Source organism: Streptomyces speibonae (assembly GCF_984686075.1).
In genome coordinates this window covers 7323492-7340068 of sequence record NZ_OZ480260.1, presented here as the reverse complement: position 1 = coordinate 7340068, position 16577 = coordinate 7323492, and the positions used below count along the sequence as shown (strand labels likewise).

The 16577-nt window shown below is 73.2% G+C and carries 19 protein-coding genes; 10 read left to right on the top strand and 9 right to left on the bottom strand.

The window, feature by feature from the left end; genetic code table 11:
- Window positions 1–48 precede the first annotated feature (48 nt).
- Together AC5L3C_RS33195 and AC5L3C_RS33190 are read right to left on the bottom strand one after the other, a co-directional pair.
- Window positions 49–1080 (bottom strand): lactonase family protein, encoded by a 1032-nt coding sequence (locus AC5L3C_RS33195; protein WP_493652819.1) that lies wholly within the window; start codon window positions 1078–1080, stop codon window positions 49–51.
- A 105-nt stretch (window positions 1081–1185) separates the two neighbouring features.
- A complete protein-coding gene (locus tag AC5L3C_RS33190; RefSeq protein WP_493652818.1) occupies window positions 1186–2673 on the bottom strand; it encodes an FUSC family protein in 1488 nt (495 codons plus the stop codon).
- Window positions 2674–2878: 205 nt separating this feature from the next.
- Here AC5L3C_RS33190 and AC5L3C_RS33185 point away from each other — a divergent pair, with 205 nt between their 5' ends.
- The 3 genes from AC5L3C_RS33185 (at window position 2879) to AC5L3C_RS33175 (ending at window position 5085) form a co-directional block, all read left to right on the top strand.
- Window positions 2879–3355 (top strand): Lrp/AsnC family transcriptional regulator, encoded by a 477-nt coding sequence (locus AC5L3C_RS33185; RefSeq protein WP_493652817.1) that lies wholly within the window; start codon window positions 2879–2881, stop codon window positions 3353–3355.
- Window positions 3356–3374: 19 nt separating this feature from the next.
- Complete coding sequence (locus tag AC5L3C_RS33180; RefSeq protein WP_493652816.1) at window positions 3375–4058, top strand: HAD family hydrolase; 684 nt, start codon at window positions 3375–3377, stop codon at window positions 4056–4058.
- A 277-nt stretch (window positions 4059–4335) separates the two neighbouring features.
- Window positions 4336–5085, top strand: a complete 750-nt coding sequence (locus AC5L3C_RS33175; protein WP_493652815.1) for a DUF4142 domain-containing protein — start codon at window positions 4336–4338, stop codon at window positions 5083–5085.
- An 18-nt stretch (window positions 5086–5103) separates the two neighbouring features.
- On the opposite strand, the gene AC5L3C_RS33170 is transcribed toward AC5L3C_RS33175, so the two are convergent.
- A complete protein-coding gene (locus AC5L3C_RS33170) occupies window positions 5104–5874 on the bottom strand; it encodes a LysR substrate-binding domain-containing protein (protein WP_493652814.1) in 771 nt (256 codons plus the stop codon).
- Between the two features lie 58 nt (window positions 5875–5932).
- On the opposite strand from AC5L3C_RS33170, the gene AC5L3C_RS33165 reads away from it, so the two are divergent.
- Together AC5L3C_RS33165 and AC5L3C_RS33160 are read left to right on the top strand one after the other, a co-directional pair.
- Window positions 5933–6325 (top strand): DUF5997 family protein, encoded by a 393-nt coding sequence (locus tag AC5L3C_RS33165; protein ID WP_493652813.1) that lies wholly within the window; start codon window positions 5933–5935, stop codon window positions 6323–6325.
- 201 nt (window positions 6326–6526) lie between these two features.
- Entirely contained in the window at window positions 6527–7015 is a 489-nt protein-coding gene (locus AC5L3C_RS33160; RefSeq protein ID WP_493652812.1) for a hypothetical protein, read from the top strand.
- Here the strand turns inward: AC5L3C_RS33160 and AC5L3C_RS33155 are convergent.
- Window positions 6981–7286: a hypothetical protein gene (locus AC5L3C_RS33155; RefSeq protein ID WP_493652811.1), complete on the bottom strand. Its 306-nt coding sequence runs from the start codon at window positions 7284–7286 to the stop codon at window positions 6981–6983. The two genes, AC5L3C_RS33160 and AC5L3C_RS33155, sit on opposite strands and share 35 nt — an antisense overlap.
- Between AC5L3C_RS33155 and AC5L3C_RS33150 the strand changes: the two genes are divergently transcribed.
- Both AC5L3C_RS33150 and AC5L3C_RS33145 read left to right on the top strand, forming a co-directional pair.
- On the top strand, window positions 7285–7428 hold the full coding sequence (locus AC5L3C_RS33150) for a hypothetical protein (protein ID WP_493652810.1): 144 nt from the start codon (window positions 7285–7287) through the stop codon (window positions 7426–7428). The genes AC5L3C_RS33155 and AC5L3C_RS33150 overlap by 2 nt on opposite strands.
- A 69-nt stretch (window positions 7429–7497) precedes the next feature.
- Window positions 7498–8571: a DNA polymerase III subunit beta family protein gene (locus AC5L3C_RS33145; protein WP_493652809.1), complete on the top strand. Its 1074-nt coding sequence runs from the start codon at window positions 7498–7500 to the stop codon at window positions 8569–8571.
- Window positions 8572–8601: 30 nt separating this feature from the next.
- Here AC5L3C_RS33145 and AC5L3C_RS33140 read toward each other — a convergent pair whose 3' ends face one another.
- Both AC5L3C_RS33140 and AC5L3C_RS33135 read right to left on the bottom strand, forming a co-directional pair.
- On the bottom strand, window positions 8602–9849 hold the full coding sequence (locus AC5L3C_RS33140) for a cation:proton antiporter (protein ID WP_125508755.1): 1248 nt from the start codon (window positions 9847–9849) through the stop codon (window positions 8602–8604).
- Window positions 9850–9853: 4 nt separating this feature from the next.
- The gene (locus AC5L3C_RS33135) at window positions 9854–10324 is read right to left on the bottom strand and encodes a cation:proton antiporter regulatory subunit (protein ID WP_493652808.1); all 471 of its coding nucleotides are present in this window, start codon (window positions 10322–10324) and stop codon (window positions 9854–9856) included.
- A 303-nt stretch (window positions 10325–10627) separates the two neighbouring features.
- Here AC5L3C_RS33135 and AC5L3C_RS33130 point away from each other — a divergent pair, with 303 nt between their 5' ends.
- Complete coding sequence (locus AC5L3C_RS33130; RefSeq protein ID WP_493652807.1) at window positions 10628–11491, top strand: universal stress protein; 864 nt, start codon at window positions 10628–10630, stop codon at window positions 11489–11491.
- A gap of 15 nt (window positions 11492–11506) precedes the next feature.
- Here AC5L3C_RS33130 and AC5L3C_RS33125 read toward each other — a convergent pair whose 3' ends face one another.
- Window positions 11507–11929, bottom strand: a complete 423-nt coding sequence (locus tag AC5L3C_RS33125) for a secondary thiamine-phosphate synthase enzyme YjbQ (protein ID WP_493652806.1) — start codon at window positions 11927–11929, stop codon at window positions 11507–11509.
- Between the two features lie 82 nt (window positions 11930–12011).
- Here AC5L3C_RS33125 and AC5L3C_RS33120 point away from each other — a divergent pair, with 82 nt between their 5' ends.
- Window positions 12012–13091 carry an NAD(P)-binding domain-containing protein gene (locus AC5L3C_RS33120; RefSeq protein ID WP_493654125.1) on the top strand — a complete coding sequence of 360 codons (1080 nt, stop codon included), beginning with the start codon at window positions 12012–12014 and terminating at the stop codon, window positions 13089–13091.
- Between the two features lie 18 nt (window positions 13092–13109).
- Here the strand turns inward: AC5L3C_RS33120 and mltG are convergent, their stop codons facing one another.
- Window positions 13110–13955 (bottom strand): endolytic transglycosylase MltG, encoded by an 846-nt coding sequence (mltG, locus tag AC5L3C_RS33115; RefSeq protein WP_493652805.1) that lies wholly within the window; start codon window positions 13953–13955, stop codon window positions 13110–13112.
- A 43-nt stretch (window positions 13956–13998) separates the two neighbouring features.
- The gene (locus AC5L3C_RS33110; protein WP_493654123.1) at window positions 13999–15801 is read right to left on the bottom strand and encodes an ABC transporter ATP-binding protein; all 1803 of its coding nucleotides are present in this window, start codon (window positions 15799–15801) and stop codon (window positions 13999–14001) included.
- Between the two features lie 132 nt (window positions 15802–15933).
- Here AC5L3C_RS33110 and AC5L3C_RS33105 point away from each other — a divergent pair, with 132 nt between their 5' ends.
- The gene (locus AC5L3C_RS33105) at window positions 15934–16398 is read left to right on the top strand and encodes a MarR family winged helix-turn-helix transcriptional regulator (RefSeq protein WP_125508745.1); all 465 of its coding nucleotides are present in this window, start codon (window positions 15934–15936) and stop codon (window positions 16396–16398) included.
- Window positions 16399–16577: the final 179 nt, after the last annotated feature.

Genomic DNA, 16577 nt, shown 5'->3' with positions numbered 1-16577 from the left:
CGAGGTGACCCTGCAACATTGCAGGGTGCACCGGGGCGAACGAACCGGTCAGCCCACGACCACGCAGGACGCGGCGGGCACCGGGACGGAGCCTCGGCGCCGCGGTACTCCCGTGTCCGGGTCGAGCGAGAACCAGGTCACATCGCCGGAACGTTCATGCGCGACGTACAGCACTCCGTCGGAGACGGTGATCGCCCGGGGCCAGTGACCGCCGCAGGGCACGGTGGTGAGCAGGGTCGGCGCCCTGCCGCCCGCCTCGGCCGCGAAGACGGAGAGGACGTCCTCGCCGCGGGTCGCGGTCCACAGGAAGCGTCCGTCGGGCGAGACGGCCACACCGGAGGGGTAGGCGTCGCCGGCCGGGGCGCCGGGCAGGACCGGGATCTCGGCGAGCGGCTTCAGCAGGCCGTCGGCGGCCTCCCAGCGGCAGACGACGAGGGACGGGCTGAGCTCGTTGAGGACGTACGCGTGGGCGCCGTCCGGGTGGAAGGCCAGGTGGCGCGGTCCCGAGCCCGGACGCAGGGCGGTCTCCCGGTGCGGCACGAGAGCGCCGTCCGCCAGGGCGCACACCCGCACCGAGTCCGTGCCGAGGTCGACGCCGACCGCCCAGCGCCCGCTCGGGTCGGGCTGCACCTGGTGGGCGTGCGGCCCCTGCTGGCGCTGCGGGTGCGGGCCGGAGCCGCGGTGCCGGAGCACCCCGGAGACGGCGCGCGCGAGGGTGCCGTCCGGACGCACCGGTACGACGCTGACGCTGCCGGATCCGTAGTTCGCGGTGAGGACGTGACCGGCGAAGAGGCTGAGGTGGGTCGGACCGCTGCCGTCCACCGGGACCGCGCGCCCGGCCGGTCGCGGTCCCCCGGCGGTCGTCCGGAACGCGGCCACGGCCCCCTCCGCCGTCTCGCTGACCGCGTACAGCATGCTCCCGTCGGGCGACAGGGCCAGCCAGGACGGATCGGACACGCTGTCCACGCTGCCCAGGAGGGTCAGCGCGCCGCTGCCCGGGGTGATGGCAGCGGTGACGATGCCCGGGCCGCCCGCGGCCGTGAACGATCCGATGAACGCCCGCCGTCTGCCGTCCGCCACGCCTGTCCCCTCTCGTCCGATACCGGCCCGTGGTGGACGGTAGCAGTCGATCAGGTGAGGTCTAGACCAACACCGCGGCGGGTCGTTCCGCGCGTACGGCGGGAATCAGGCCCCGACCAGCGGAGAGCCTGGGGGTGCCTTGAGCGGCGTGGAGAGTTCGGCGAGGGCCCGCTCCAGTCCGTGGAGGTGGGCCAGGGCGGGCTCGGACGCCGCCGGGGCCGTCCGTACCGCGATGTCCCGGCCGCCGGTGAGCGCCTCCACCGCGGCCTCCACCCGCCAGCAGGCGGCGGTCAGGCGGACGTCGTGCGAGGCCTCCGGGTCGGCGGCGACGGCGACGAGACCGCGGATCTCCCGGGCGCAGTCGTCCAGCAGGGCGAGCACCCGACGGGCGCGCCGCTTGCGGCCGAGCATCGGGTTCAGCGGGTGCACCAGCGGGGCGACCGACAGGCGCACCCGGGCGAGCAGCTGCTCCAGCTCCGCCACGAGCGGGCCCGGATCGGCGCCCGGGGTCCCGGCCAGCCTGGCGGCGGCCTCGGCGGTGCAGGCGTGGACGCAGCGCAGGGCCCGCTGGATCCAGGTGTCGGTGATGCTGTGCGTCGTCACGGGCAGGACGAAAGCCACCGCCAGCGCGGCGCCGAGCGCGCCGACGCCGGTCTCCACGAGCCGCAGCGCCAGCAGCCCCGGGGACAGCACGCCCAGCAGGCCGTAGAGCATGGCGGCGAGCACCGTCACCCAGAGCATCATCCAGGTGTAGGACACGGCGGCGGTGTAGAAGACGCCGAACACGCTGAGGGCGACGACCAGGGCCGTGAGCGGTCCCTGGCCGTGGACGGGAACGGCGACGCAGAGGGTGAGACCGATGCCGAGGACCGTGCCCAGCACCCGCCGGAAGCCGCGTACCAGGGTCTCGCCGCGCGAGGTGGTGTTGACGAAGACCCACCAGGTGGCGCCGACGGCCCAGTACCAGCGCTGCCCGGACACCAGCTGCCCCACGACGAGGGCGAATCCCGCTCCGGCGGTCGCCTGGACGGCCTGCCGGGTGGTCACCCGGGCCAGCCCGGTGCCGACGGGCGGCGCGGGGACGACGGGCGGGGGCATCCGGCGTTCGTAGCACCACAGTCCGAAGCGCACCGCGGCCGCGGCGAGCACGGACAGCAGGACGGAGGCGTACAGCTCGGGCAGCTGGGCCGGGCGCGCCTGAAGGAACTGCGCCACGAAGTACGTCATGAACGCGAACACCCCGAGGCTGTGGCCGCGGGGGCCCCAGCGCCGGGCGTACACGCCGAGCCCCACGACGGCGAGGAAGGCGAGGTCGCGGGCGACCTGGTGGTCGTGCAGCAGGGCCGCGGCGGCGAGCACGGGCAGGCCGGCGGCGGGCAGCAGCGCCGTGGTGAGGGCCTGTCCGCGGACCGTGGCGTCGGTGACGGTGAACAGGGCGAGCAGCGCGGCGAGCCCTCCGGTGACGGCGCCGGTGAGCGAGTGCCCGGCGAGGCCGCAGACGACGACGGCCAGTGCGATGCCGAGCACGGCCCGCGCCGCGAAGCGCAGCCGCGTCCGGCCCGGGTCCGGAGCCATGAACACCCTCTTCAGCACGTACCGCCCCCTGGGATTCGTTGGTGTGCGCCGTGACATGCAAAAGGCGCCGCGGAGGTCCGCAGCGCCATCGACGCATCCATATCAGCATCTCCTCCACCACTGGCTCAACCGGCTGGTGTGAGAGTGGGCCATTGGTACAGTTTGAAAGGCACACCTACGGCCATCGACGTGCCAATGGCCGGCTCGGGAACCGGGGAACCTCATGGCGGTGGACGAACTCGACACCCGCATCCTGCGGTTGCTCCTGGAGCGGCCGCGCACCAGCGTGCGGGAGTACGCGCGGATCCTCGGGGTGGCCCGCGGGACCCTGCAGGCCCGTCTCGACCGGATGGAGCGGGACGGCGTCATCACCGGCACCGGCCCCGCCCTCTCCCCCGCCGCACTGGGCCACCCCGTGCTCGCGTTCGTGCACATCGAGGTCACCCAGGGGCATCTGGACGAGGTGGGTGAGGCGCTCGCGGCCGTACCGGAGATCGTCGAGGCGTTCTCCATCACCGGCGGCGGTGATCTGCTGACCCGGGTCGTGGCGCGTGACAACGCCCATCTGGAGGACGTGGTCCAGAAGCTGATCAGCCTGCCCGGCGTCGTCCGCACCCGCAGCGAGGTGGCGCTGCGCGAACGCGTCCCGCACCGGCTGCTGCCGCTGGTGGAGTCGATCGGCCGGACGGCCCGCAGGTGAGCCCTGCCATCCTGGACCCATGAGCACGCTCGGCACCCTCTCGGTCATCTTCGATCTCGACGGAACGCTCGTGGACAGCGAGCCGAACTACTACGAGGCCGGCCGGCTGACCCTCGCCGCGTACGGGGTCCCGGACTTCTCGTGGGAGGAGCACCAGCGCTACGTCGGGATCAGCACGCGGGAGACGATCACCGACTGGCGGCGGCGGTACGGTCTGCCGGCCCCGGTCGAGGAACTCCTCGAGGTCAAGAACGGCCACTACCTGAGGCTGGCCGGTGCCTCGACACGGGTGTACCCGGAGATGCGGGCGTTCGTGGAGCTGCTGGCGGCCGAGGGCGTCCCGATGGCCGTCGCCTCCGGTTCCTCGCCCGAGGCCATCGGGACGATCCTGGCCGGCACGAGCCTGGACGCGCATCTGCGCACGGCGGTCTCGGCCGAGGAGGTGGCCCACGGCAAGCCGGCCCCCGACGTCTTCCTGGAGGCGGCGCGCAGGCTCGGCGCGGACCCGGCCGACTGCGTGGTCGTCGAGGACGCGGCTCCGGGCGCCGCCGCCGCGCACGCGGCCGGAATGCGCTGCATCGCCGTCCCGTACGTAGCCGGTCAGGCCGGCGCTCCCGAGTTCGCCACCGCCGGTCTGCTGCTGCGGGGCGGGCAGGCGGAGTTCACGGCTCGGGCCGCGCACGCCTGGCTCGCGGATATGTGATCTTGGACACGTTCTCCGGGGCCGGCGGAGGCGGCGGCGCCGGACTCGTTCGCCCAGGTCCGGGCCGCGAAACCCCTTCGCCGACGAAAGCATGCTGGTCACACGCATTCTTCCCGGTGGACACGGGACGCGCGGGGCGCGGCGGCGGCAACCGAGAGGACGCGGAAAGCTGCCCGCGCGTTCCACAGTGACCGAAAATTCTTGGCCGGACGGTGATTGCCTCGCGCCTGGCGTCCGTACTCCCTGCTGTTGGGCCGTTCATATCCCAGGAGGCACGATGCGCATCTCGCGCAGCACGGCAGGAACCGCGTTCGTGGGCGGAGCCATGATTCTGACCCTCACCGCGCTCGCCTATCCCACCATGCTGGGCGTACAGAACACCTCGACCAAGCAGGACCGGGTGGTGGCGAACACCAACTACGGTCCGCTCACCGAGGCGGACCGCGACTTCGTGGTCAAGGTGCGTGCGGCCGGACTGTGGGAACACCCGCTGGGGATGATGGCGATGGAGCGTGGGACGACGCCCGAGATGAAGGAGGCGGGCGAGCATCTGGTCGTCGGCCACGGCCGGCTGGACGAGGCCTGCCGCAAGATCTCCGTGGAGCTCGGCATCACCCTGCCGAACGTGGCGTCGCCGCAGCAGCGGGGGTTCGTGGAGACCGTGAAGGCCACCAACGGCAAGGAGTTCGACTCCACTGCGGTGAACATCATGCGGGTGACGCACGGGCAGATCTTCCCGGCCATCGCCAACATCCGCGCCACCACCAGGAACACGCTGGTGCGGCAGCTGGCCGACCAGGCCAACGACACGGTGCTCGACCACATCACGGTGCTGGAGAAGACCGGCCTGGTCAATCATGAGCAGGTCAACTTCCAGCAGACCAGCCCGCCCAAGATGCCGCGGGAGGCGGTGACGCCGCCGGCGCCGCAGCCGGGCGCGCAGGTGCTGGCGCTGGAGATCCCCGAGGAGCTGAAGGACCTCAACACCGCCTCGCCGGCGCCGACGCCGTCACCGACGGTCAAGTAGGGCGGCTCAGCGGCCCGGTCACGACCCGCGGCGGGGCCTGCCCCGCCGCGGGTTCTGCGCCGTGCCCCCGCCGCCGGACCGGCGGCCGCGGCCGCCGGAGCCGCGGGGCGGCTGCCGGCGCCGGGTGCCGCTCTCCTCGCTCCGCTGCCGCTTCTTCGGCTGCGCCGGCTGCTGTGTCCGGCCGCGGGTGCTGTTGACGGTCCGGCCGCGGACGATGCCGATGAAGTCCTCCACCTGGTCCGTGGTCGCCGCCTCGGGCCAGGACAGGGCCACGCCCGACTCGGGGGCCCCGTCGAGCGGCCGGTGGGTGAGGTCCTTGCGGTGGTGCAGCCGGGCGAGCGACAGCGGCACGACGAGCACACCGATCCCGGCGGCGACGAGGTCGACGGCGTCGGCAGTGGTGGCGGGGCGCTCCAGGGCGGGCCGTCCGGGCAGGCCCTCCTCCCAGGAGAGCACGTCGTCGAGGGGGTGCAGCACGATGTCGTCGGCCAGGTCTCCGGGGGAGACCGCGTCGGCGGCCGTGACGAGGTGGTCCTTCGGCACCACGACGACGGTCTGCTCGGTGTAGAGCGGGATGGCGCTGAGCACCGTACGGTCGACGGGCAGCCGGACCAGGCCCGCGTCGGCCTCCTTGTCCAGCAGCAGCCCCTGCGCCGTGCCGGCGGGCACCTGGGTGAGGGTCAGGGGGACACCGGGCAGCCGCTCGTTCCAGATGCGCACCCACTTGCCGGGCATCACGCCGGGGACGTACACGAGCCGGAACGAGGGGGACACTTCCGAGCCTGTCACCCGGCCAGGTTACCGGCCGTGGTCGGGGGCGGTGCACGCGCTCGTTACCCTGGACGCCATGACGCAGCACCAAGGCACCCAGACGATGAAGCCCGCGACCGCGGCGAAGAAGCTGGGTGTGTACCTCGAGGCCACTCCCGACGAGTTCCGTGCGGGTGAGGTCTCGCGTGCCGAGCTCAACGCGCTCCAGGCCGATCCGCCGCAGTGGCTGCGGGATCTGCGGCGCGACGGGCCGCACCCCCGCCCGGTGGTCGCGGCGAAGCTGGGCGTGTCCATCGCCGGTCTCGCGCGCGGCGGAGTCACCGAGCCCCTGACCACCGAGCAGATCGAGGCGCTGAAGCAGGAGCGGCCGGAGTGGCTGGAGCGGGAGCGCGCCACCCAGGCGGAGGTCCGCAGGGAAGCGGCCCGCATCAAGCAGCGCGACCGGGAGCGCGCACAGCGCGGCGACTGACACCCGACCGGCACACGTCCCACCCCCTGACCGGATGTCCGGTCCGGGGGTGTTCGCATTTCCCCAGGTGAGCCCGTGTCCGTCCGCGGCGGCCGAAAACGCCAGCCCACGCCACCCCTTCCGATGGATAGAAATATCTACCAACATGGCCGTATCGCACGCGCCCGCAGCGGCGCAGCCGACCGCGCCCGGGGTGGGGACATGCACAGCGTCATGTGGAAGCAAGCCGTCGAGTGGCTGGCCGCGGCGGCCACCGATCCCCAGGAGTGCAAGCGCGAGTGGGACAACGGCAAGGGCACGGCGCTGCTCGCGGCGGGCCGGTACTGGGACGTGCTCAGCGTGCCCGACCGGCTGGGGCTGCTCGCCCTGGACATCCTGTGGCGCGATCCGCTGAAGGCGCCCGGGCCCACGCTGGTGGACGTCACGGCGCGCAGGGTGGGGTTCTTCCTGCCGCCCGACCCGGCCAGTGAGTGGGTGGGGTTCGGGGTGCGGCACGTCGGCCGCGGGGCGTGGGTGGCCGTCCCGCCGCCGTACCGGCCCGCCGGCCGGCTCGAATGGCTCGTCCCGCCGGACGGCACCGGCACCCTGCACGCGCCCGTGCCGCTGGAACTGGCCCTGCGCCGGGCCACCGGCACGCTCGCCGTGCTGGCACCGGTCAGCGCGGAGACCGTGGTGCCGGACTGCTGGTGACGTCCTCACGGCCGTCCTCGTCCGGCGGCCTCAGCAGGGGCACGCGGAAGGGCACCGGCAGCACCGTCGCGCGCTCGCTCGCCGTCGCGGCGGCGAAGGAGGCCCACAGGCCGTCGCGGTGCTCCGGGACGGTGTGGCCTCTGGCCCGCCACTCCGCGACCAGCGTGGCGTAGATCGGCGTGTACCCCGCGTACCCGCTGGTGAGTTCGGCGTACGTCCGGCGTGCGGCGTCGTGCCCGAGAAGGCGCCGCGCCGTCCCAGTACTGTCCATGCCGGAGCAACGCGCCGTCGCGCGCCGGTGGTACGCCGTGGGCTCCGGGTCCGCCTGCCCGGGTGAGGCCATCACCCGCACGGCCGAACTCTCCGGCGGTGTGTTCCGGGGCAGGACCCGCAACCGGAAGGGCGCGCGGTGACCGGCCGGCCGGATGGGGCTTGACCCTCGACCTTGTCGAGGGATCAGGGTCCCGGGTGTGGAGAACGACATGCGCAGCATTGGTGAGATGGCCCGCGACAGCGGGCTGGGCGTGAGCGCCCTGCGGTTCTACGACCGCGCCGGTGTCCTGGTCCCCGACCATGTGGACCCGGTCAGCGGCTACCGCTGGTACGGCCCCGGGCAGCTGGACGAGGCCAGGGTGCTGGCCCGGTTGCGCCGGGCCGGCATGCCGCTGGCGGACGTCCGGCTGGTGCTGGCCGGCTGGACGGGCGCCGACACCGATCTCGTGCGCCGGCTTCTCGAGGCGCATCTGGTCCGCCTGGAACAGGGGCTGGCCGACGCACGCGAGGCGTTCTCCGCACTCCGAGCCCTACTCGACCACAGGGAGAACCCCATGAGCTCGCTCCGCACCGGCACCCCCGCCGGGCTGTCCCTCTCCGGCCCCGCTCTGGCCGCCGCACTGGACGCGGTCCGGTTCGCGGCCGGCACCGACCCCGAGCTGCCGGTGCTCGGCGGGATCCACTTCGACGCCGAGGACGGCTCCCTCCACGTCGTCGCCACCGACCGGTACCGGATGGCCGTGGCGCGCGTCGACGCCGGCGGGCACGAGGGGGCCCGGTACCGGATGACCGTGCCGCTCCCCCTCGCCGACGCGATGCGGGCGCTGCTGGACGGCGAGGACGAGGTGCGGCTGGCCCTGGACGGCGACCGCGTGAGCCTGGAGACCGGCGGTGGGCAGACGGCCGGGCAGTGCCTCGGTCACGACTTCCCCGACTACCGGCGCCTCGTCCGGCTCCCGGAGGGGCGGCGCGCCGTGGTGGACGTGGACGCCTTCGGGACGGCGGTGCGCACGGGGCCGGTCCGGGCGCACGAGGACGCCGTGGGCCGCGAGCTCACCGTGCTGGACGTGTCGGGCGACGGGACGGTCACGGTCGCCGGTGACGGCGCCGCGGGCCCCGGCCTCGTCGCCGTCGACCGCGCGTTCCTGCTGGACGCGCTCGCCGCGGCGGCCGGCGGCCGGCTGGTCCTGGAGTTCGGCGCCCCCACGGCTCCCCTGGCGATCCGCCGCCCGGACGACCCGCACACGTTCTCCCTGCTGATGCCGGTGCGGCTGGAGAACTGACGGCCCGTCCGGGCGGGGTGGGCGGCGGTGTCAGCGTTCGACGCCGCCGTCCTCCACCGGTTCCAGCGCTTCCGCGGCCGGCGTCGTGCTCGGTGCGGGCACGGCGTCGGCCGCCGCCGCACGGCGCGCCGCCAGGCGCATCGCGACCGGCTCGGTGTACCGGGCCGTGAGCGGACCGAGAACGACCAGGACCAGGACGTACGCCGTGGCCAGCGGGCCGAGCTGCGGCTCGATGCCCGCGGTCACCGCGAGTCCGGCGATGACGATGGAGAACTCGCCGCGGGCCACCAGGGTGCCGCCCGCGCGCCAGCGGCCCTTGGGGGAGATCTCGGCCCGGCGGGCCGCCCAGTAGCCGGTGGCGATCTTCGTCAGCGCGGTGACCACGGCGAGCCCGAGCGCGGGCAGTATCACCGGCGGGATCGACTGGGGATCGGTGTGCAGGCCGAAGAAGACGAAGAACACCGCGGCGAACAGGTCCCGCAGCGGCGCCAGCAGGTTGTGCGCGCCCTCGGCGACCTCCCCGGACAGGGCGATGCCCACCAGGAACGCGCCCACCGCGGCCGACACCTGCAACTGCTGGGCGAGGCCCGCGACCAGCAGGGTGAGGCCCAGCACGACCAGCAGCAGCTTCTCCGGGTCGTCACTGGAGACGAAGCGGGAGATCACCCGGCCGTAGCGGACGGCGACGAACAGCACGAGACCGGCGACGCCCAGCGCGATGGCCAGCGTGACGCTGCCGGTGGCGAGGCTCACGCCGGCCAGCAGGGCGGTGATGATCGGCAGGTAGACGGCCATCGCCAGGTCCTCGAGCACCAGGATGCTGAGGATGACCGGGGTCTCCCGGTTGCCGAGCCGTCCGAGGTCGCCGAGGACTTTCGCGATGACGCCGGAGGAGGAGATCCAGGTGACACCGGCCAGGACCACGGCGGCGACCGGGCCCCAGCCGAGCAGCAGGGCCAGGATCGCGCCGGGCAGGGCGTTCAGCGCCATGTCCACGAGACCGGCCGGGTACTGGGTCTTGAGGTTGGAGACGAGGTCGCTGGCCGTGTACTCCAGGCCGAGCATCAGCAGCAGGAGGATGACGCCGATCTCGGCGCCGATCGCGACGAACTCCTCGCTCGCGCCGAGCGGCAGCAGTCCGCCTTCGCCGAAGGCCAGACCGGCCAGCAGGTAGAGGGGGATCGGGGAGAATTGCAGCCGCCCGGCGAGACGGCCAAGCAGGCCGAGCCCGAGGATGATCGCGCCGAACTCGATCAGGAAGATGGCGGAAGAGTGCACGCGCTCACTCCCGCCCGAGAATGTCGGCGGCGGCTTCGATGCCCTCGCGCGTGCCGATGACGATCAGGGTGTCCCCGCCGGCCAGCCGGAAGTCCGGCGCGGGCGACGGAATCGCCTCCGCCCGCCGCAGCACGGCCACGATCGACGCACCGGTGTCGGTGCGCATACGGGTCTCGCCCAGCAGCCGCCCGTTCCAGTAGGAGACGGAGGACAGTTCGATGCGCTCGGCCACCAGCCCCAGGTCCGTGGTGTGCAGCAGGTTGGGGCTGTGGTGGGCGGGCATCAGGGCGTCGATCAGTGCGGCCGACTCGGCGACCGTCAGACGCAGCGACCGGGCGCAGGCGTCCGGGTCGTCCGAGCGGTAGACGTTGACCGTGCGGGCACCGTCGCGGTGCGCGATCACGGACAGGTGCTCGTGCTCACGCGTGGTGAGGTCGTATTTCACGCCGATGCCTGGCAGCGGCGTCGCGCTCATCCGTGGAGCAGGCACAGCCCGTCCCCTTCCCGAATCTTCCGATGTCATGGTTCCCGGGGTGACCGGCCGGCCGTCGCACGACGATGGTGGTCCACCCCCAGGGGGTTAATGGTGCCATCCCGCTCAGTGGCCGGAATATGGGTGTCGTCACGGATGGACACGGTCCTCATCAGGGGTCGAGAATGCCCGGGGAGTCCGTCTTGCCGGGGAAGGCCGTGGCCGCGTGCCCGCTCCGGCCGTGCGGCGACGCGTACGTGCCGTCCGTGGTGGGTACTCGGATGCGCCGCCGGGACGGAGGGCGCTGTGGACGACACGGTGATCGTTGGAGTGGACGGTTCGCCGTCCAGCCTCGCCGCGGTCGATGTCGCGGCCCACGAGGCACGGCTGCGCGGCGCGCGGCTGCGGATCGTGCACGCCTTCAGCCGCGCCGCCGACTTGGATCCGATGATCCACGGGGTGCTGGCACAGGCGGAACAACGCGCCTACGACCTGGCGCCGGGACTGGAGATCACCCGCACCGTGGCGTCCGGTGAGACGCTGACGGTGCTGCGCAGCGAGTCGCGGCACGCGGTGCTCACGGTGGTGGGCGAGCGGGGCCGCACCGGGTTCGGAGGGCTGCTGCTGGGCTCGACGGTCGTGCAGCTGGCGGCGCACGGGCACGGTCCGCTGCTGGTGGTGCGCGGCCGGCGGGATCCGCGGGGTCCCCTGCTGCTCGCCGTGGACGGCTCGCCGGCCGGGAACGCCGCGGCTTCCTTCGCCTTTCTCAAGGCCGCGTTGCGCGGGGCGCCGCTGGTCGCGATGCACGTGTGGAACACCTGGAGCGAGCAGACGCCGTACGCGGGCCCGGCCGACCCGTTGAACGTGGTGGTGGATCTCGACCAGCTGGAGGAGCGGCACCGCCGGCTGCTCGAGGAGGCGGTGGCACCGGAGCGGGCGGCGCGCCCCGGGGTCGCCGTGGAACTGCGGCTGGAGCGGGGCCGGGTGCGCCCCGCGCTGCTGGCGGCGGCCCGGGAGGCGCAGCTGGTGGTGACCGGTGCCCGCGGCCACGGCGGTTTCACGGGGATGCTGCTCGGTTCGGTCAGCCAGGCCCTGCTCCACCACGCCGACTGCCCCGTCGCCGTCGTCCGGGCCGAAACCGGTTCCGCCGACGGGACGGCGGGCGGGTGAGCGCGGGCGTCCGGGTCAGCCGAGGAAGCTGAGCCGGACCCGCCGGTCGGGGTTGTCCCTGTTCGTGTCGACCAGGCAGACCGACTGCCAGGTGCCCAGTTCCAGCCGCCCGTTCACCACGGGGAGCGTCGCGTGCGGCGCCACGAAGGCGGGCAGGACGTGATCGCGGCCGTGACCGGGGCTGCCGTGCCGGTGCTGCCAGCGGTCGTCGGCGGGGAGCAGGGTGTGCAGGGCGGAGAGGAGGTCGTCGTCGCTCCCGGCGCCGGTCTCGATGACGGCGATTCCGGCGGTGGCGTGCGGCACGAAGACGTTCAGCAGGCCGTCGCGGCCGGCCGCGGCCTCCCGCAGGAAGGACTCGCAGTCGCCGGTGAGGTCGACGACCCTCTCGTCGGAGCCGGTGGCGATGGTCAGGACTCGGGTGGTGAAGGCATCGGGCATGTCCTCCATCCTGGCCGACGCGGCGGCCCTCGTGCGGGAGCGGGCGGGGAAGATCCGGGGGCGCCGCGCTGTTGGTAGAAGCGTGAACTACATGCGCGAGGTCGAGGTGGTCGTCATCGGCGCCGGGCAGGCCGGACTGGCCGCCGCCCATCACCTGCGGCGCACCGGATTCGAGCCGGACCGCGACGTCGTGGTGCTGGACCACTCCCCCGGCCCCGGCGGCGCCTGGCAGTTCCGGTGGCCCTCGCTGACGTACGGCAAGGCGCACGGGATGCACGCGCTGCCCGGGATGGAGCTCACGGACGCCGACCCCGCGCGGGCCTCGTCCGAGGTGATCAGCGAGTACTTCGCGCGCTACGAGCGGGTCTTCGACCTGAGGGTGCGGCGCCCGGTGGCGGTGCGGGCGGTGCGGGAGGGGTCCGGTGGGCGGCTGCTGGTGGAGAGCTCGGAGGGCACCTGGGCGACGCGGGCGCTGATCAACGCCACCGGCACCTGGGACCGGCCGTTCTGGCCGCGCTATCCGGGCCAGGAGACGTTCCGCGGGCGCCAGTTGCACACCGCGCAGTACCCGGGACCCGAGGCGTTCGCCGGGCAGCGGGTGGTCGTGGTGGGCGGCGGGGCCTCGGGCACCCAGCATCTGCTGGAGATCGCCCCCCATGCGGCGGAGACGACGTGGGTGACCCGGCGGCCCCCGGTCTTCCGCGAGGGCCCCTTCGACGAGCAGGCGGGGCGGGAGGCCGTGGCGCTCGTCGAGGAGCGGGTGCGCCAGGGGCTGCCGCCGCGCAGTGTCGTCTCGGTGACCGGGCTGCCGGTCAACGACGCGATCCGGCAGGGTCTCGAGAGCGGCGTGCTGGACCGCCTGCCCATGTTCGACCGGATCACCCCGGACGGGGTGGAGTGGGCGGACGGGCGGCGGGTGACGGCCGACGTGATCCTCTGGGCGACCGGTTTCCGGCCCGCGATCGACCATCTCGCGCCGCTGCGGCTGCGGGAGCCCGGCGGCGGGATCCGCGTCGAGGGCACCCGCGCGGTCGCCGACCCGCGGATCCACCTGGTCGGGTACGGCCCCTCGGCGAGCACCATCGGCGCCAACCGGGCGGGGCGCGCGGCCGTACGGGAGATCCGGCGGCTGCTGGCACGGGAGGAACCGGTCGCGGCGTGAGGTCCGGGGCGGGCGGGGTCAGGTCCTGGCCGGTTCGCCGGACGTCTGCTGCCGGGCGTGGGACTCGGCGACGTTGCGCTGGTGTTCGGCGTAGTCGGCGGTGAAGCGGGTGTCGCCGGGCTTGACCGTGACGAAGTACAGCCAGTCGCCGGGGGTGGGGTTGATCGCGGCGCGAACGGCGTCTTCGCCGGGGCTGTCGATGGGGGTCGGCGGCAGGCCCATGCGTTGGAAGGAGTTGTAGGGGCTGTCGACCTTGGTGTCCGCCTCCGTGGTGCCCGGCTTCGTCCGGCCCAGGGCGTAGTTGACGGTCGAGTCCATCTGCAGCGGCATGCCGCGCTCCAGACGGTTGAAGACCACCCGGGCGATCCTGCCCATGTCGGCCTTGGTGGCGGCCTCCGCCTGGACGATGCTCGCGACCGTGACCGCCTGATAGACGTTCATCGCGTTGCGCTGGGCGCCGGCGGCGATCGGGGCTCCGTTGAACTTCTTGTTGGCCGTGTCGACCATCCGGGACAGGAGCTCGTGCGGGGTCGTCTTCTCGGGCAGCGGGTAGGTGCCCGGGAAGAGGTAGCCCTCGGGGTTGCCCTCGGCCTCGTTCGGCAGCTTCAGGTCCGCCTTGGCGAGGGACTTCTTCGTGGTGCCCGCAGGGAGGTCGAGGGTCTTGTCGATGGCGGCGTAGACCTGACTCGCCCGCCAGCCTGCCGGGACCACCAGGGCCGTGGGACGGGCCTCGTCGTCGCCCTTCATGATCAGCAGCGGCACCGCCACGGCGGTGCCGGCCACGACGGCCCCGAGCGTCGCGAGGGCGAAGCGGCCCCGGCGCGTCAGTCGGATGGTGCTCCGTGACGGAGTGTTCGTCTGCATGCGGGCACGGTAACCCGCATATCGCCGCAAACCCGGCATATCTTCATCTTGTCGGCTCCAGTCGGGCGTCCCGGCGTACCAGGGCCGCATAGCGTCCGTCGCGTTCCAGCAGCTCCTCGTGCGTGCCGCGTTCCGCCACCCGGCCGGAGTCGAGCACCACGATCTGGTCGGCATCGCGCACGGTGGACAGCCGATGGGCGATGGTGAGCGTGGTCCGGTTGGCCGACAGCGCGTCGATGGCCTGCTGGACGGCCGCCTCCGTACGGGTGTCCAGGGCGCTGGTGGCCTCGTCGAGCACGAGGACCGGCGGGTCGCGCAGAATGGTCCGGGCGATCGCCAGGCGCTGCTTCTCACCGCCGGAGAACCGGTGGCCGCGCTCGCCGACCACGGTGTCGTACCCGTCGGGCAGGGCCGCGATGTGGTCGTGGATCTGGGCGGCCCGCGCCGCCGCGTGCAGTTCCTCGTCGGTCGCCCCGGGCTTGGCGAAGCGCAGGTTGTCCGCGACCGTGGCGTGGAAGAGGTAGGTCTCCTGGGAGACGACGCCCACCGCGCGGGCCAGCGTGTCGAAGTCGAGGTCGCGGACGTCGACCCCGTCGAGGGTGACCCGGCCGCCCGTGACGTCGTACAGCCGTGGCACGAGATGGCCGAGGCTGGACTTGCCGGCCCCGGTCGGCCCGACAACGGCGAGGCTGCCGCCCGGGGGCACGGTGATGTCGATGCCGTCGAGAACGGGGCCGTCCTTGTCGTCGTAGGCGAACGTGACGTTCTCGAAGCGCACCTCGCCCTCGATCCGGTCGAGGTGCACCGCCTCCGCGCGCTCGGTGATGTCGATGGGGAGGTCCAGGTACTCGAAGATGCGCTGGAACAGGGCGAGCGAGGTCTGAATCTGGACGCCGGTGGACAGCAGGCTCACGGCCGGGCGGAACAGGCCCTGCTGGAGCGAGACGAACGCGACGATCGTACCGAGGGAGACTTCGGGACCGCCCGTCCGCAGGGCGATTCCGGCGGTCCAGTAGATGACGGCCGGCATCGCGGCCATGACGATCGTGATCACGGCCATCCGCCAGCGGCCGGCCATGTTCGACCGCACCTCGAGGTCGACCAGACGCTCGGACTCGTCCGCGAAGGCGCCGGTCAGGGAGTCTGAGCGGCCCATGGTGCGGCCCAGCAGGATGCCGCTGACCGAGAGCGACTCGGTGACCGTGGCGGCCATCGCGGCCATCTGCTTCTGCCGGCGGGTGGTGATCTTCCTCCGCTCGTCGCCGACGCGGCGGCTGATCCAGACGAACACGGGCAGCAGCACCAGCGTCACCACGGTCAGCCGCCAGTCGAGCGCGAGCATCGCGACGACGGTGGCGACCACGCTGGTGACGTTGGAGACCAGGGAGGTCGCCGTGGAGGTCACGGTGGCCTGCATGCCGCCGATGTCGTTGGCGATGCGGGACTGGACCTCGCCGGTGCGGGTGCGGGTGAAGAAGGCGAGCGACATGCGCTGGAGCCGCCCGTAGACGGCGGTGCGCAGATCGTGCATCACGCGCTGGCCGACGGTCGTCGAGATCAGGGTCTGCAGGACGCCGAAGACGCTGGTGAGGACCGCGCTGAGGATCATTCCGAGCGCGAGCAGACTGAGCAGCCCGGTCCGCCCCTCGGGGATCGCCACGTCGAGGATCGCCTTCAGCAGGAACGGGGTGGCGACGGAGACCAGCGACGCGGCGCCGACCAGCAGGCCGACGATCGCGAGGCGGACCCGGTAGGGACGGAAGAGCCGCAGGATGCGCCGCACCTGCCGAGGCTGCTCCTCTGCACCGGCAGGCGGGGTCCAGTCGGGTCGGTGGTCGGGGTGCATGGTCTCCTTCGGATCGGACACCCCCCGGGGGGTGCTGGGGTGCTGCCCCGGGGGTGGCGCAGCCGCGGTGGCGGGGCCGTCCCCCATTGTTACCTGTACTCACAATGAGCGGCATCCTGATAATGTTCCCGCATGACCGCCTCCGATCCCGACGGCCTGCTGGCCGAGCAGCTGCTCCGGCTCACCCGCCGGGTGCACCGCATCCAGAAGCGTCACCTGGAGCGGCGCGAGCTCGGGATCACCCCTGCCCAGTCGCGGCTGTTGCGCACCCTCGCGCACTACGGCTCCCCGCCCCGCATGGCCGATCTGGCCGAGCGGCTGGAGGTGGTCCCCCGGGCGGTGACCACGCTGGTCGACGGGCTGGAGGCGCACGGCATGGTGCGGCGGGTACCGGATCCGGCCAACCGGCGGGTGATCCGGATCGAGCTCACCGACGACGGGCGGGCGGCGCTGCGGGAGCTGCGCGCGGCGCGCCGGACCGCGGCCGAGGAGATCCTGGCCCCGCTGGGCGACGAACAGCGCCGGACGCTGGGCGAGCTGCTGGACACCCTGATCGACGGGACGGTCACCCCGCCGTGCCGGGACGCGTCCCCCTGACGCCCGTGCGGTGACGACCACCCGTTTCGGCAGCCGGTTCTGTGCGGGACGGGGAAAACCGGTTGCCCCGCCGTGAGTGGCGGCGTCAACCTGTCACGGTTTGCTGGCTCCGCCCCCGCGGCGGTGCGCCCGCCTGCCCACAGTCCTCCCACCGGCACGGTCCTGCCCCGTGCCGCCCT